16 protein-coding genes and 1 riboswitch are annotated in these 14776 nt (G+C 71.0%); of the genes, 12 read left to right on the top strand and 4 right to left on the bottom strand.

What is annotated here, in order from left to right; genetic code table 11:
- Positions 1 to 7: 7 nt before the first annotated feature.
- From tilS to HT134_RS26785, 9 genes are all read left to right on the top strand, one after another.
- A complete protein-coding gene (tilS, locus tag HT134_RS26745) occupies positions 8 to 1009 on the top strand; it encodes a tRNA lysidine(34) synthetase TilS (protein WP_175603219.1) in 1002 nt (333 codons plus the stop codon).
- Between the two features lie 10 nt (positions 1010 to 1019).
- Entirely contained in the window at positions 1020 to 1571 is a 552-nt protein-coding gene (hpt, locus tag HT134_RS26750; RefSeq protein ID WP_312888452.1) for a hypoxanthine phosphoribosyltransferase, read from the top strand.
- A 243-nt stretch (positions 1572 to 1814) separates the two neighbouring features.
- Positions 1815 to 3809, top strand: coding sequence for an ATP-dependent zinc metalloprotease FtsH (gene ftsH / locus HT134_RS26755; protein ID WP_175603220.1), 1995 nt, complete (start codon positions 1815 to 1817; stop codon positions 3807 to 3809).
- The gene (gene folE / locus HT134_RS26760; protein WP_175590018.1) at positions 3806 to 4387 is read left to right on the top strand and encodes a GTP cyclohydrolase I FolE; all 582 of its coding nucleotides are present in this window, start codon (positions 3806 to 3808) and stop codon (positions 4385 to 4387) included. The genes ftsH and folE overlap by 4 nt, the downstream gene beginning before the upstream one ends.
- Positions 4388 to 4981: 594 nt before the next feature.
- On the top strand, positions 4982 to 5788 hold the full coding sequence (folP, locus tag HT134_RS26765) for a dihydropteroate synthase (protein WP_175603221.1): 807 nt from the start codon (positions 4982 to 4984) through the stop codon (positions 5786 to 5788).
- A complete protein-coding gene (locus HT134_RS26770) occupies positions 5785 to 6231 on the top strand; it encodes a nuclear transport factor 2 family protein (protein ID WP_175603222.1) in 447 nt (148 codons plus the stop codon). Before folP ends, HT134_RS26770 begins: the two co-directional genes overlap by 4 nt.
- A complete protein-coding gene (folB, locus tag HT134_RS26775; protein ID WP_175603223.1) occupies positions 6221 to 6586 on the top strand; it encodes a dihydroneopterin aldolase in 366 nt (121 codons plus the stop codon). Before HT134_RS26770 ends, folB begins: the two co-directional genes overlap by 11 nt.
- 145 nt (positions 6587 to 6731) lie before the next feature.
- Positions 6732 to 7235, top strand: coding sequence for a 2-amino-4-hydroxy-6-hydroxymethyldihydropteridine diphosphokinase (gene folK, locus HT134_RS26780; RefSeq protein WP_175603224.1), 504 nt, complete (start codon positions 6732 to 6734; stop codon positions 7233 to 7235).
- A gap of 17 nt (positions 7236 to 7252) precedes the next feature.
- Positions 7253 to 7687, top strand: coding sequence for a DUF3180 domain-containing protein (locus HT134_RS26785; protein WP_312888453.1), 435 nt, complete (start codon positions 7253 to 7255; stop codon positions 7685 to 7687).
- Here HT134_RS26785 and HT134_RS44850 read toward each other — a convergent pair.
- Genes HT134_RS44850 through HT134_RS26800 form a run of 3 tightly spaced genes read right to left on the bottom strand, consistent with a single transcriptional unit; the run spans position 7684 to position 10274 of the window.
- Positions 7684 to 7995 carry a hypothetical protein gene (locus tag HT134_RS44850; RefSeq protein ID WP_217708398.1) on the bottom strand — a complete coding sequence of 104 codons (312 nt, stop codon included), beginning with the start codon at positions 7993 to 7995 and terminating at the stop codon, positions 7684 to 7686. The genes HT134_RS26785 and HT134_RS44850 overlap by 4 nt on opposite strands.
- Positions 7996 to 7998: 3 nt before the next feature.
- Entirely contained in the window at positions 7999 to 9132 is a 1134-nt protein-coding gene (locus HT134_RS26795; RefSeq protein WP_217708399.1) for an acyltransferase family protein, read from the bottom strand.
- Positions 9129 to 10274, bottom strand: a complete 1146-nt coding sequence (locus tag HT134_RS26800) for an NADH-quinone oxidoreductase subunit D (protein WP_175603226.1) — start codon at positions 10272 to 10274, stop codon at positions 9129 to 9131. The genes HT134_RS26795 and HT134_RS26800 overlap by 4 nt, the downstream gene beginning before the upstream one ends.
- Positions 10275 to 10419: 145 nt before the next feature.
- On the opposite strand from HT134_RS26800, the gene HT134_RS26805 reads away from it, so the two are divergent.
- On the top strand, positions 10420 to 11181 hold the full coding sequence (locus HT134_RS26805; protein WP_175603227.1) for a DoxX family protein: 762 nt from the start codon (positions 10420 to 10422) through the stop codon (positions 11179 to 11181).
- Positions 11182 to 11235: 54 nt separating this feature from the next.
- Here the strand turns inward: HT134_RS26805 and HT134_RS26810 are convergent, their stop codons facing one another.
- Positions 11236 to 12549 (bottom strand): aminotransferase class V-fold PLP-dependent enzyme, encoded by a 1314-nt coding sequence (locus HT134_RS26810; RefSeq protein ID WP_246365511.1) that lies wholly within the window; start codon positions 12547 to 12549, stop codon positions 11236 to 11238.
- A gap of 44 nt (positions 12550 to 12593) precedes the next feature.
- A riboswitch (SAM riboswitch) is annotated at positions 12594 to 12709 on the bottom strand.
- Positions 12710 to 12827: 118 nt separating this feature from the next.
- Here HT134_RS26810 and HT134_RS26815 point away from each other — a divergent pair.
- A complete protein-coding gene (locus tag HT134_RS26815; protein ID WP_175603228.1) occupies positions 12828 to 13577 on the top strand; it encodes a TerC family protein in 750 nt (249 codons plus the stop codon).
- A complete protein-coding gene (locus HT134_RS26820) occupies positions 13577 to 14773 on the top strand; it encodes a cytochrome P450 (RefSeq protein ID WP_175603229.1) in 1197 nt (398 codons plus the stop codon). Before HT134_RS26815 ends, HT134_RS26820 begins: the two co-directional genes overlap by 1 nt.
- Positions 14774 to 14776: the final 3 nt, after the last annotated feature.

The raw sequence follows: 14776 nt of genomic DNA on the forward strand, positions 1-14776 counted from the left end.
GCCGCCCGTGGGTCCGCATCCGGCCGTGGCAGACGTCCGGCGGGCCGTGCGCGAGGCGCTGGCCGCGCTGACGCACGACGCGCCCGAGGGGCCGGTGCTCGTCGCGTGCAGCGGCGGCGCCGACTCCCTCGCCCTGGCGGCGGCGCTCGGCTTCGTGGCGCCCCGCGCCGGCCTCAAGGCGGGGCTGCTCACGGTGGACCATCAGCTCCAGCCCGGTTCGGCCGAGCGGGCCGAGAAGGTCGCCGCCCTGGCCGCGCCCCTCGGGCTGGACCTGGCCGAGGTCCTCACCGTCGAGGTGGGCACCGAGGGGGGACCGGAGGCGGCGGCCCGCGACGCCCGCTACCGGGCGCTGGCCGAGGCCGCCGACCGGCTCGGGGCGCGGGCCGTGCTGCTCGGGCACACCCGTGACGACCAGGCCGAGACCGTGCTGCTCGGCCTGGCCAGGGGCAGCGGGCCGCGTTCGATCTCGGGGATGGCCGCGCGGAGCGGACGCTATCTCCGGCCGTTCCTCGACATCCCGAGGGCGACGACGGTGGCGGCGTGCCGCGCGCTCGGCCTCGACCCGTGGGACGACCCGCACAACGAGGACCCGCGCTTCACCCGGGTCCGCGTGCGCACGCGGATCCTGCCGCTGCTGGAGTCGGAGCTCGGGCCGGGGGTGGCCGAGGCGCTCGCCCGGACCGCCGCGCTGGCCCGCGAGGACGCCGACGCGCTCGACGAGTGGGCGGATCGGGTCTACCAGGATTGCGCTCTTAGCGATATCGGCGGATCAGTGACGCTGTCCGTAGCGGCGCTCGAAGCCCTGCCGGGGGCGGTGCGCAGGCGGGTCCTGCGGCGCGCCGCGGTCGCGGCGGGGTCGCCACCCGGGTCGCTGTCGGCGACGCATGTACGCGCCGTGGACCGCCTGGTCACGCACTGGCGCGGGCAGAAGCCCGTCGACCTGCCCGGGGGTCGGGCCGCCGTCAGGCGGTATGGCACCCTGATAGTCGCCATCAGTCCCATCCCGTAAGGAACCTCAGGTGGACGCTGCCGACATGGGCCAGGACCTGGAGAAAGTCCTCATTCCCGAGGACGAGCTCCAGGCGAAGATCAAGGAGCTCGCCGAGCGGATCGACCAGGACTACGCGGGCAAGGACATCCTGCTCGTGGGCGTGTTGAAGGGCGCGGTCATGGTGATGGCCGACCTGGCCAGGGCCCTGCACGTGCCCGTGCAGATGGACTGGATGGCCGTGTCGTCGTACGGCGCGGGCACCAGGTCGTCCGGCGTGGTGCGGGTGCTGAAGGACCTGGACACCGACATCATGGGCCGCCACGTGCTGATCGTCGAGGACATCATCGATTCCGGCCTGACTCTGCACTGGCTTCTGGAGAACCTGAAGTCGCGCAATCCCGCGTCGCTGGAGATCTGCACCGCGCTGCGCAAGCCCGACGCGGTGAAGGTGCCGATCGACGTCAAGTACGTGGGCTTCGACATTCCCAACGAGTTCGTCATCGGATATGGACTCGACTACGCGGAGCGCTACCGGAACCTGCCGTTCATCGGAACGCTCGCGCCGCACGTTTACGAGTAGCAATCCGAAGAGGAGCCGGGAACACTACCAGACCTGACGTACGTTGGTAGGGCAAGACCGGTGTAGCGGGCGGTCCCTCCGCGCGCTCTGCCGGTGTACCTTCTGACTCCTGAAGGGTGACCGCGTGTCCTCTTCGGGTAGTCGGAAGATCTCGCGGTATCGGATGCCGCGGCCCCCGGGACGCGTCCCGGGGTTCAAGGCCATGGTCAGGAAGGGACGGGCCCGCAAGGGGTTCCGCATCGGATGGATCTCAAGCGATTTACACGTGGGCCACTGCTGTGGATCCTGGGCATCGTCGTGCTGCTCCTGCTCGTCACCCAGCTCTGGAGCGGCGGCGGAAACTTCAAGCAGGCCGACACGTCCACGGTCCTTCAGCAGATTCGCAATGGAAACGTCAACAACGCGAAGATTGTCGACAAGGATCAGCGGATCGAGCTGACGCTCAACAGCCCGATCGTGGTCCGGCCGGGCGACACCCCGACCAAGACGATCCAGTCTGACTGGGTGGGCGGCTACGGCACCAAGCTGACCGAGGAGCTGCAGGCCCAGGTCGACGCCAAGAAGACCAAGAGCTTCACCACCGAGGTGCCGCAGGAGAACTTCCTCGTCAGCATCCTGGTGAGCTTCCTGCCGCTCGTCATCATCGTCCTCATCTTCCTGTTCGTCATGAACCAGATGCAGGGCGGCGGCTCGCGGGTGATGAGCTTCGGCAAGTCCAAGGCCAAGCTGATCACCAAGGACACTCCGAAGACCACCTTCGCCGACGTCGCGGGAGCCGACGAGGCCATCGAGGAGCTCCAGGAGATCAAGGAGTTCCTGCAGGCCCCGGCCAAGTTCCAGGCGATCGGCGCCAAGATCCCCAAGGGCGTGCTCCTGTACGGCCCGCCCGGCACCGGCAAGACCCTGCTGGCCCGCGCGGTCGCGGGCGAGGCCGGCGTCCCCTTCTACTCGATCTCCGGTTCCGACTTCGTCGAGATGTTCGTCGGTGTCGGCGCCTCCCGCGTCCGTGACCTGTTCGAACAGGCCAAGGCCAACGCCCCGTCGATCATCTTCATCGACGAGATCGACGCCGTCGGCCGCCACCGCGGCGCCGGCCTGGGCGGCGGTCACGACGAGCGCGAGCAGACCCTCAACCAGCTCCTCGTCGAGATGGACGGCTTCGACGTCAAGGGCGGCGTGATCCTCATCGCCGCGACCAACCGGCCCGACATCCTCGACCCGGCGCTGCTGCGTCCCGGCCGCTTCGACCGCCAGGTCACCGTCGACCGGCCCGACCTGGAGGGCCGCAAGGGCATCCTGCGCGTCCACGGCCGCGGCAAGCCGTTCTCGCCGGAGGTCGACCTCGACGTCATCGCCCGCCGCACGCCGGGCTTCACCGGCGCCGACCTGGCCAACGTGATCAACGAGGCGGCGCTGCTGACCGCGCGCGCCGACCAGAAGCTGATCACGATGGACGTCCTCGAGGAGTCGATCGACCGCGTCATGGCAGGGCCCGAGCGCAAGACCCGGGTCATGTCCGACAAGGAAAAGAAGATGATCGCCTACCACGAGGGCGGTCACGCGCTGGTGGCGCACGCGCTGCCGAACTCCGACCCGGTCCACAAGATCACGATCTTGTCCCGGGGCCGCGCGCTCGGCTACACGATGACGCTGCCGATGGAGGACAAGTTCCTCGCCACGCGTTCGGAGATGATGGACCAGCTCGCGATGCTGCTCGGCGGTCGCGCGGCGGAGGAGCTCGTCTTCCACGAGCCCACCACCGGCGCCTCCAACGACATCGAGAAGGCCACGGCCGTCGCCCGGCGCATGGTCACCGAGTACGGCATGAGCGAGCAGCTCGGCGCCCGCAAGTTCGGCACCGGCCAGGCCGAGGTGTTCCTCGGCCGCGAGATGGGCCACGAGCGCGACTACTCCGAGAAGATCGCCTCCACGATCGACGAGGAGGTCCGCCGCATGATCGAGACGGCGCACGACCAGGCGTGGGACATCCTGGTCCAGTACCGCGACGTCCTCGACAACCTCGTCCTGGAGCTCATGGAGAAGGAGACGCTCTCCCGCGACCAGGTCCTCCAGATCTTCGCCCCGGTCGTGGTCAAGGAGCACCGCCCGTCCTACGCCGGCTACGGCAAGCGGCTCCCGTCCGACCGTCCGCCGATCCTGACCCCGAAGGAGCAGTCGGCCAACGGCTCGCTCACGCCGGGCCACCAGGGCGCGCTTCCCTCCGGAGACGGTGCGTGAGTTCGCACGACGTAGACCTGGGCCGGATCGAGAAGGCCGTCCGCGAGATCCTCTACGCCATCGGCGAGGATCCCGACCGTGACGGCCTGCTCGACACCCCGGCCCGGGTCGCCCGCGCCTACGCCGAGCAGTTCTCCGGCCTCGGCCAGAACCCCGAGGACGTGCTGAACAAGGTCTTCGACGTCGACCACGACGAGATGGTGCTGGTCAAGGACATCGAGGTCTACTCCACCTGTGAGCACCACCTGGTGCCGTTCCACGGCTTCGCGCACGTGGGGTACATCCCCAACGACCGCGGCCAGGTGACGGGCCTGTCCAAGCTGGCCCGCCTGGTCGACGTCTACGCCCGGCGCCCGCAGGTGCAGGAGCGGATGACGTCGCAGATCGCCGACGCGCTCATGCACGTGCTGGAGCCGCGCGGGGCGATCGTGGTGCTGGAGTGCGAGCACCTGTGCATGACCATGCGGGGGGTTCGCAAGCCGGGCGCCAAGACCGTCACCTCCGCCGTCCGCGGCGACTTCCGCACCAGCGACAAGACCCGCGCCGAGGCGATGGCCCTGATTCTGGGACGACTGTAATTTTCTTCTGTCACGGCACAGCCGGCTTCGCGCCAGTCGCCGTCCAGGGCTGAGGGCCTCCAGGGAGACGCCCGCTGACCCCGCACATGGCCGGCCGCCGTTACGCGCGCGACGCCGGCCATGGCCTCCCTCCGCCGTCGGCCGGAGCCGCACCCCCTCTCCGGACCGGAGCGGCACCCTCACCCGTTGACCGGAGCCGCACCCCCTCCTCAGCCGTGGCTCTCCGCCCCCTCCTGGACCGGAACCGCACCCCCTCCTCAGCCGTAGCTCTACACCCCTTCCTTCGCCGGAGGCGCAAGCCCCTTCTCCGCCGGAGCCGTGCGGGCCCTCCTTTGCCGGGATCGGTGGTCTCCGGCCGCCGCCCGGGAGTCGCCCGCGTGGTCGGGGCGTGTCGTGGGTGTGGGGGCTTGCCGGGTGGGGTGTAAAAAGGCGCCAAAAATGTGCGGACCAGCGGCAAGCCTGCCTGCGTGGGATTCGTTATCCACAATGGGGTACCCATGACATCAACAGGTCTGGGCAAGCGCCTAGGCTTGGGCCATGACAAGCGGGCCGACAAGCGTGCCAGGACTGGCAGCCGAAGAGCGGTGCCTCGTCATGGGCGTGGTCAACGTGACGCCCGACTCCTTCTCCGACGGCGGTCTGTGGTTCGGCGAGGAGGCCGCGATCCGGCACGGGCTGGAGCTGGTCGATGAGGGAGCCGACATCGTCGATGTGGGAGGCGAGTCCACCCGCCCCGGAGCGGCGAGGGTGTCCCTGGAGGAGGAGCTGGCCCGCGTGGTGCCGGTCATCAGGGAACTCAGCGCGCGCGGGGTGGCGGTCAGCGTCGACACGATGCGCGCCGAGGTCGCCAGGGCGGCCGTGGAGGCCGGAGCACGTCTGGTCAACGACGTGAGCGGCGGCCTGGCCGACCCCGAGATGCCGCGCGTGGTCGCCGACACCGGCGTCCCCTACGTGGTGATGCACTGGCGCGGCCACAGCGCCGACATGGACACCCGGGCGGTCTACGCCGACGTGGTGACCGAGGTGCGCGAGGAGCTGGCCAAGCGGGTCGATCTGGTGCTGGCCGAGGGCGTGTCCGAGGAGCAGGTCGTGCTCGACCCGGGCCTCGGCTTCGCGAAGACCGCCGCCCACAACTGGGCGCTGCTGGCCGGCCTGCCGCGCCTGGCCGAGCTGGGCTATCCGCTGCTCGTGGGCGCCTCCCGCAAGAGGTTCCTGGGGCGGCTGCTGGCCGGCGACGACGGCGCGCCCCGCCCGTTCAGCCGTAGTGACGACGCCACCGTGGCCGTGACGGCGCTGGCCGCACGCGCCGGCGCCTGGTGCGTCAGGGTTCACAAGGTGGCGCCCAACGCCGACGCCGTCCGCGTGGCCGCCGCATGGGAGAGAGCAGGAGCCGATACATGAGCGTCGACACTGCCGCCATCGAGACGGTCAACCAGGACTTCTACACCGCGATCGAGGCCGGCGACCTCGACCGGATGACCGAGATCTGGGCCGAGGACTCCGCCGACGAGCAGGTGAGCTGTGTCCACCCGGGCTGGACCCTGCTGGCGGGGCGCTCGGAGGTGCTGCGCTCCTGGGCGCTCATCATGGCCAACACCACCTACATCCAGTTCGTGCTGACCGACGTCAGCACGACCGTGCTGGGCGACGTGGCGGTCCTCACCTGTGTCGAGAACATCCTCACCGCCGGCGACGAAGGTGAGTCGAGCTTCGCCGCGGGCAAGGTCGTGGCGAGCAACGTCTACGTCCGCACCCCGCAGGGGTGGCGGCTGTGGATGCATCACGGCTCGCCGGTGCTCCAGGGCGACGACGACGAGGAGGAGGACGACGAGCTTGAGCACTGACCGGATCACGCTGAAGGGCCTGCGCGCCAGAGGGCGGCACGGGGTGCTGCCCGCCGAGCGGGAGCTGGGGCAGGAGTTCGTGGTCGACGCGACGCTGTTCCTCGACCTGGCGCCCGCCGCGGCTGCCGACGACCTGACGCTCACGGTCCACTACGGCGAGCTGGCCCAGGCGCTGGTCAAGGTCGTGGAGGGGGAGCCCGTCGAGCTGATCGAGACGCTGGCGCAGCGCCTGGCCGACGTGTGCCTGGCCGACGACCGGGTCCACGCGGCGGAGATCAGCGTGCACAAGCCGGCCGCGCCGATCCCCCTGCCGTTCGACGACGTGATCGTGACGATCCGGCGGAGCCGCCAATGAGTCCCCTCCTGAGCCGGCCCATGCGTCGCCCGGCTGGTGGCCCCGCCGGCCGGCCCGCGCGCCGGCGCACGCCCGGGCCCCTCGGCGGCGTGCCCGTTTCCGACGGTGTGGACGATGTGTACGTGACGATCGAGTGGAGTCGCCCATGAGATGCGTCCTGTCCCTCGGCAGCAACCTCGGCCGGCGCTTCGACACGTTGCAGGGGGCCGTCGACACGCTGTTCGACGCTCCGGGCATGGAGTTCGTCGCGGCGTCGCCCGTCTACGAGACCGACCCGGTGGGCGGCCCCGCCGGGCAGCGGCCGTACCTCAACGCGATCGTGATCGCCGAGACCTCGCTGCCGCCGCGCGCGCTGCTGGAGCGGGCGCAGAGCGTCGAGAACGCGTTCGGCCGGGAGCGGCTGGAGCGGTGGGGTCCGCGCACGCTCGACGTCGACCTCGTGGTCGTGGGCGACACGGTGTGCGACGACCCCGACCTCACGCTGCCGCACCCGCGCGCCCACGAGCGGGCGTTCGTGCTGGTGCCGTGGTCGCGGGCCGACCCGGATGCCGAGCTGCCCGGTCACGGCCGGGTGGCCGACGTGCTGGCGGGCCTCGACCAGCGGGGCGTGCGGCTGCGCGACGACCTGAAGCTGCAGAGGCCCGATTGAGGCCGACCCGTCCCGGCGTGCTCGTCGGTCTCGTCGTCGTCGTGGCCCTGCTCACCTGGATGGTGGTGCGGCAGTTCTACGCCGAGTTGCCCATCGTGCCGTGGACCGCGATCCCGACCGTGCTGCTGCTGGCCCTCGGCGAGGCGTACAGCGCGTGGATGACCAAGGCGCGCCTCGACCGCAAGCCGGGCACCAAGCCGGTGGAGCCGCTGGCGGTGGCGCGGCTGGCCGCCCTGGCCAAGGCGTCGTCGTACGCGGGGGCGGTGTTCGGCGGGATGTTCGCCGGGTTCGCCCTGCACACGGTGCAGCTGCTCACGCGGGAGACGCCGCGCACGGAGTTCTTCATCGCGACAGGCTCGTTCCTCGCGTTCGTGGCGCTCATCTGCGCCGCGCTGTTCCTGGAGCACTCCTGCCGCATCCCCGAGGGCCCCGAGGACACCGGCCCGCGCTAGGCCGTCTCGTCTCTGCCGGATAGTGCGCCGAACCCGGTCCCGGGTCTGAAGACGGACGGCCTCACGCTGGTGGAGGCCGGGATGTTCGGCACGGTGGATCGCACCGCGGACCACCAGGCGTCCTCTTCGGCCGACAGGTCCTCGTCGGCGAGTCGTCGCGCGTCGGCGCGGGCCTGCTTGAGCCAGACCTCATGCCCCAGGAGGCGCAGGGCGCGCCGGATCACGTCGCCGGACCGCTCGCCGGGCCGTGCGGCGGTCCGGATGATGCGCTCGTCCTCGGGGCCGGTCGGGAACACGGTGACAGTCATGTCTCAAGGGCGGCGGGGCGCCGGGCTCGTGTCCTCGGTCCGGGCGGGGCGGGGGCGGCCGAAGAGGTAGATGACCGGGAGCGTGCAGATCAGCGGCCCCAGGATGGCGATCGGGCGCTCCAGCCACCACTTGAGGTCCGGCGGCACCTTCCCGCCCAGCGTGCCGAACAGCCACCACGACACCCCCAGCGCGATCGCCATCCCCGTGGTGTGGAAGAGGAACAGCGGCAGCGCGAAGCGGTTGATCGTGTCGTTGACGCGCCGCCAGCCCGGCCGTTCCAGGACCCGCTCCATCGCCGGCCGCAGCACCTCGACCAGCCCGATCTGGAAGATCAGCAGGGCGACGATGACGAACGTGGGCGGCGCCATGTTCGACCACTTGTCGCCCGGCACGCCGACCATGGACCCGGGGTAGATGCCCGAGTAGACCAGGCCGAACAGCGCGAACAGCCCCGTCCACAGCACGCCCACGTCGTAGCGGCGGGGCAGGACGACGATCCGGTCGTAGAAGAAGCCGGCCTGGTGGGCGAGGCCCCAGACCACGATCATGTTGAGCCAGCCGGCCCACTCCACGCCGTAACGGAAGCGCACCACGTCCACGACCAGCGCCGCGCCGCCGAGCCAGATGAGCGCCAGCACGTCGTAGCGGCGGTGCAGCCACAGCGCCACCGGCAGCAGCGCGATGAGCACGAGGTAGACGCCGAGGAACCACAGCGGGCTGAGCACGAGCAGCACCACCCGCCACATCCAGTCGACCTTGAACACCCAGGTCACGACGGCGCCGACGACCGTCCACGCGCCGGACAGGAAGAGCGCTGGGACGGCCAGCGCGCGGATGCGCCGCCACACGAACGCGCCGATGCCGACGCCGCGCGCCCTGGCCCGCTCCCACGACAGCAGGTGGACGTGCCCGCCGACGTAGAAGAACAGCGGCAGCACCTGGAGCAGCCAGGTGAGGATCCACAGCCCCGAGGTGAACCCGAGCGGGCTGGTCGGCTCGGGACCGCCGGGCTCCCATTGCAGGATCGTGAACGCCCAGTGCCACACCACGACGACGATGAGGCTGAGGGCGCGCAGCCAGTCGACGTACTTGTCGCGGACGACGGCGGGGGGTGCCGGGGGTTCGGGGGCGGTCACTTGTCGATGTCACCCACGACGAAGAACATCGAGCCGAGGATCGCCACCATGTCGGCCACCAGGTGGCCGGGCAGCATCTCGCGCAGCACCTGGATGTTGTTGTAGGAGGCCGAGCGGAGCTTGAGCCGCCACGGCGTCTTGTCGCCCTTGGAGACGAGGTAGTAGCCGTTGATGCCGAGGGGGTTCTCGGTCCAGGCGTACGTGTGGCCCTCGGGCACCTTCAGCACCTTGGGCAGGCGCTGGTTGACCGGGCCGGGCGGCAGCGAGCGGAGCCGCTCCACGCAGGCGTCGGCCAGGTCGAGGGAGACCTTGAGCTGTTCCAGCAGCACCTCGAAGCGGGCGTGGCAGTCGCCCGCCTCGCGCGTGACGACCTTCACCGGCAGCTCGGGATAGGCGAGGTACGGCTGGTCGCGCCGCAGGTCGAAGTCCACGCCGGAGGCGCGGGCGATGGGGCCGCTGACGCCGTACTGCATGATCTGCTCGTGCCGGAGCACGCCCACGCCCTTGGTGCGGGCCAGGAAGATCTCGTTGTGGAGGATGAGGTCCTCGATGTCGGGGACGCGGCGGCGGGTCTCGGCGACCGCCTCCGACACCCGGTCCAGCCAGCCGTACGGGAGCTCCTCCTTGAGCCCGCCGACCCGGTTGAACATGTAGTGCATGCGTCCGCCGGAGATCTCCTCCATGACGGCCTGGATGCGCTCGCGCTCGTTGAAGGCGTAGAAGACCGGGGTGATCGCGCCGAGCTCCAGGGGGTAGGAGCCGAGGAACATCAGGTGGCTGAGGACCCGGTTGAGCTCGGCCAGCAGCGTGCGGGCCCAGACGGCGCGGACGGGCGGCTCCATGCCGAGCAGGCGTTCGGCGGCGATGACCACGCCCAGCTCGTTGGCGAAGCCGGACAGCCAGTCGTGCCGGTTGGCCAGCATGATGATCTGCCGGAAGTCGCGCACCTCGAACAGCTTCTCGGCGCCCCGGTGCATGTAGCCGATGATCGGCTCGGCGGTGGCGATGCGCTCGCCGTCGAGCGTGAGGCGCAGCCGCAGGACGCCGTGGGTGGACGGGTGCTGCGGGCCGATGTTGAGGATCATGTCCTCGGTCGCCAGCTCCTTCGCGCCCGCGCCGATGCCGACCACGCGTTCCGTCATAGGGCCATGCTGCCACCGGCCGCCGTGGTGATCCAGCGCGGGGTGGCCGGCCGTCGTCCCTGGAGCAGGGTCAAGGAACGGTATGGATGCGCATCGCTAAAACCGGACTAGGGGAGATAAAGCGGTATCGGGGGGAGGTATTTCCATGAAGAGAATCGTGTTCGACGTAGCCGCGTTGATCTCACGCGTCCTGATCGGCGTGATCTTCGTGTCCACCGGATTGCAGAAGTGGCAGGCCGGGCTGGGCGCCACGTCCAAGATGTTCACCCAGAGTGGTGTGCCGCTGCCGCAGCTCGCCGCCGCGTACGCGATGACGGCCGAGACCGTGGGGGGCGCCCTGCTGGTCATCGGGCTCGCTGTGCGGCTGGCGTCGCTGGGGCTGCTCGTCGTGCTCGGAGGCGCCTTCGCCTTCGTCCACATGGGGCACGGGATCTCCAGCAACACCGGCGGCTGGGAGTTCGTGGGCGCCCTGGCGGCGGGGTGCGTGCTGCTGCTCGCGCTGGGGGGCGGGCGCATCGGCGTCGACGGAGTGCTGTCCGCCTCGTACCGGCGCCGTCGCGCCGAGAAGCGGGCGGCCGTCGCCCCCGCCGGCGCGGGCACGGCATCGGCCCCGACGGAGCCCATGTACCGGGGGCCGATCCCGGCCGTGCCGAAGGCGCCGCAGACGCAGCCCACGACACCTCCGGCGCAGCCCACGACACCTCCGGCGCAGCCCGCGACACCTCCGGGGGAGCAGACGACACCCATGCGCGGCAGCGCGACACCGGGGGAGGCGGGCGACACCACGCCCCGGCATCCCTACGGTGACCAGGGACGCCGTCCCGGGGACCTCAACGAGGAGGACATGAGCGACATCGACGCCCTGTTCTCCGAGGACCACCCCACCCGCAAGCCGCCCAACCGCTGACCGCGACGGCCCGGCCGGACGAGGACGGCCCGGCCGCACAGGAAGGGGGCGCGCTCAGGCGGTGGCGCCGCGGGCCGCCAGGACGCGGAGGGCGGCGACGAGGCGGTCCACGTGCTCCTCCGTCGTCCCGATCCCGATCGAGGCCCGCACGGCCGACGCGGTGCCGTCCTCGCAGCCGCCGTCAGTTGTTCCCAGCAGGTGCCGGACGAACGGGTGCGCGCAGAACTTGCCGTCGCGCACCCCGATCCCGTACTCGCCCGACAGCGCCTCCGCGACCTCGCGCGCCGCGAGCCCGTCCACGGTGAACGACACGATGCCCACCCGCGGGTGGTCCGGCCCCCACAGCGACAGCTCCCGTACGCCTTCGATCGAGGCGAGCCCGGCGCGCAGCCGCGCGATCAGCCGCTCCTCCTCGCGCACCAGCGCGGTCCAGCCCGTGGCGGTGAGCGCGTCGCAGGCGGCGGCCAGCGCGATGGCGCCCAGCACGTTCGGCGTGCCGGCCTCGTGACGCGGCTCCGGGTCCTCGTGCCACTCGGTGTCGCCGGAGCCGGCCGGGGCCACCGAGCGCACCGCTCCGCCGCCCTTCAGGTACGGCTCGCCCGCCGCCAGCCAGTCGCGCCGCCCGACCAGCACCCCGGCGCCGAACGGCGCGTACAGCTTGTGGCCGGAGAACGCCACGTAGTCCAGGTCCAGCGCGGTCAGGTTGAGCCGCCGATGCGGTACGAGCTGGGCGGCGTCCACGAGGATGCGGGCCCCGTGGCGGTGCGCGATGTGGGCCAGCGCCGCGATCGGCCACAGCTCGCCGGTGACGTTCGAGGCGGCCGTGACGACGAGCAGCTTGGGCCCGTCCAGGGCGGCCAGCGCCTCGTCGGCCGCGCGGACGGCCTCGCCGGGGAAGGCCGGCGGAGCGAGCCGCACCACCCGCTCCCACGGCAGCAGCGAGGCGTGGTGCTCGGTGTCGAACACGACGGCCGTGGCGCCGGCGGGCAGGCAGCCGGCCAGCAGGTTCGTGGCGTCGGTGGTGTTGCGCGTGAAGATCACGGCGTCGTCGGCACGGGCGCCGACGAAGGCGCGGACCGTGTGCCTGGCCTGCTCGTACCGGGCGGTGGTGAGCTGGGAGGCGTAGCCGGCGCCGCGGTGGACGCTGGAGTAGGCCGGGAGCGCGGCGGTGACGGCGGCGCTGACCGGCTCCAGACAGGGAGCGCTGGCCGCGTAGTCCAGGTTGGCGTACCCGACGAGGCGCCCGCCCTTGACCGGCACCTCCAGGTCGGCGCCGAGGACGGCGGGGATCGGGCGGCGCTCGCGCGGCTGCGCCGGCGCGGCGGCGGACTGGGCGGGGACGGCGCCGAAGATGCTCAACGTGGACAAGGCGAACCTCCTGGAGGGCCATCGGGCCCCTGGAGCAGCCTCGGAGCCCGCGCTTGCCCGCCACACCTCGTGACGGACCAGGTCTTCACCCGGGGCACCCCGCCGCGGACGCGAGGGTTGCCGGCCAGCGAGCCGGGGCTTGGCGCTGGCACTCATGACCTACGTCCCGAACTATAACCGACGCCCCCGACCGGATCGCAAGCTCGCGAACTTCCCCGGACCCTGAGTCGTTGGTCCGGGGAAACCCGTAGAGGCCGTGCGAACGTGGAGGTAAGCAGATGCTGGACTGGGTGACCGACCCTCAGATCTGGATAGGGTTCTTCACCCTTGTCGCCCTGGAGATCGTCCTGGGCATCGACAACATCATCTTCATCTCCATCCTCGCCGGCAAGCTCCCGCCCGAGCAGCGCGACCGGGCCCGCGTGATGGGGCTCGCGGCGGCGCTGGTCAGCCGGCTGCTCCTGCTGCTGGCGCTGTCGTGGGTGGTGCGGCTGACGGCTCCGCTGTTCGAGGTGTTCGGCCACGAGATCTCGGGACGCGACCTGATCCTGCTGCTGGGCGGGCTCTTCCTGCTCGCCAAGAGCGTCACCGAGATCGGCCACAGCATGGAGCTGAAGGAGGAGGACGGCAAGAAGCGCGCGGCGACCTCGTTCGTCTCGGTCATCGTGCAGATCATGGTGCTGGACGTCGTCTTCTCGCTCGACTCGGTGATCACGGCCGTGGGCATGGTGGACGAGCTGGGCGTGATGATCGCCGCCGTGATCGTGGCCGTGATCGTGATGCTGTTCGCGTCGGGGCCGATCAGCCGGTTCGTGGACCGGCACCCCAGCATCAAGATGCTGGCGCTGGCCTTCCTCGTGCTGATCGGTGTGGTGCTCATCGCCGAGGGGCTCGGCCAGCACATCTCCAAGGGCTACATCTACTTCGCCATGGCTTTCTCCGTCATCGTGGAGCTCCTGAACATCAGGATGCGCAGCCGTCACGCCAGGCAGCTCGCCGCCTCGGAGGAGCCTCCTAAGATGCAGTAGTGCGCTTTGACCCCCGGAATCCGGTTTTCGTCGCCCATCCGTACGACGTCTACGACGAGCTGCGCCGTACGGCGCCGGTGACCTACTACGAGCCCACCGACCAGTGGCTCATCTCCCGGCACGCCGACGTGAACGCCCTGCTCAGGGACCGCCGCCTGGGCCGGACCTACCTGCACGTGGCCACCCACGAGGAGTTCGGCCGGCGGCCCGAGCCGGACTTCCAGGAGCCGTTCTGGCGGGTCAGCAGGAACGGCATGCTGGAGGTCGAGCCGCCGCTGCACACGCGGCTGCGGCGGCTCGTGTCCAAGGCGTTCACGCCGCGCATGGTCGAGTCGCTGCGTCCCCGCGTGCGGGCGATCGCCGGGGGCCTGGTGGACGCGTTCGTGGAGAAGGGCGGCGGCGACCTCATCGCCGAGGTCGCCGAGCCGCTCCCGGTGACGGTCATCGCGGAGATGCTCGGCATCCCCGAGTCCGACCGGCACCTGCTGCGCCCCTGGTCGGCCGACATGTGCGGCATGTACGAGCTGAACCCCACGCCGGAGGCGCAGCAGGCGGCGGTGCGCGCGGCCGAGGAGTTCGAGGCGTACCTGAAGGGGCTGGCCCGCGAGCGCGCCGCCGCCCCCGGCGACGACCTGATCAGCGCGCTGGCCGGCATCGAGGAGCTGACCGAGGACGAGCTGGCCGGCACCTGCGTGCTGCTGCTCAACGCCGGCCACGAGGCCACGGTCAACGGCACGGGCAACGGCTGGTGGTCGCTGTTCCGGCATCCGGAGGAGCTGGCCCGGCTGCGCGCCGACCGGTCGCTGCTGCCCACGGCGGTCGAGGAGCTGCTGCGCTACGACACGCCGCTCCAGCTCTTCGAGCGGTGGGTGCTGGAGGACATCGAGGTCCACGGCGTGCGCATCCCGCGCGGGTCGGAGGTGGCGCTGCTGTTCGGCTCGGCCAACCGCGACCCCGAGGTGTTCGTCGACCCGGACCGGCTCGACGTGGGCCGGGCCGACAACCCGCACATCTCCTTCGGCGCCGGCATCCACTTCTGCCTGGGCGCCCCGCTGGCCCGCATCGAGATGGTGGAGTCGTTCGGCGCGCTGCTGGACCGGACGAGCGAGCTGGAGCTCGTCAGCGAGCCGGTCTGGAAGCCGGGATACGTGATCCGCGGGCTGCACTCGCTGGACCTGCGCGCCGCCGCGGCCTGACCC

Origin of the sequence: Nonomuraea rhodomycinica, from assembly GCF_013363995.1 — a bacterium.
GTDB classification, from domain to species: domain Bacteria; phylum Actinomycetota; class Actinomycetes; order Streptosporangiales; family Streptosporangiaceae; genus Nonomuraea; species Nonomuraea rhodomycinica.

Coding starts and splice junctions, on each gene's coding strand:
- HT134_RS44850 (WP_217708398.1), bottom strand. CDS start 7,995: ATGACTGTCACCGTGTTCCCGACCGGCCCCGAGGACGAGCGCATCATC.
- HT134_RS26800 (WP_175603226.1), bottom strand. CDS start 10,274: ATGACGGAACGCGTGGTCGGCATCGGCGCGGGCGCGAAGGAGCTGGCG.
- folP (WP_175603221.1), top strand. CDS start 4,982: ATGGGCGTGGTCAACGTGACGCCCGACTCCTTCTCCGACGGCGGTCTG.
- HT134_RS26770 (WP_175603222.1), top strand. CDS start 5,785: ATGAGCGTCGACACTGCCGCCATCGAGACGGTCAACCAGGACTTCTAC.
- ftsH (WP_175603220.1), top strand. CDS start 1,815: ATGGATCTCAAGCGATTTACACGTGGGCCACTGCTGTGGATCCTGGGC.
- HT134_RS26815 (WP_175603228.1), top strand. CDS start 12,828: ATGCTGGACTGGGTGACCGACCCTCAGATCTGGATAGGGTTCTTCACC.
- folK (WP_175603224.1), top strand. CDS start 6,732: ATGAGATGCGTCCTGTCCCTCGGCAGCAACCTCGGCCGGCGCTTCGAC.
- HT134_RS26805 (WP_175603227.1), top strand. CDS start 10,420: ATGAAGAGAATCGTGTTCGACGTAGCCGCGTTGATCTCACGCGTCCTG.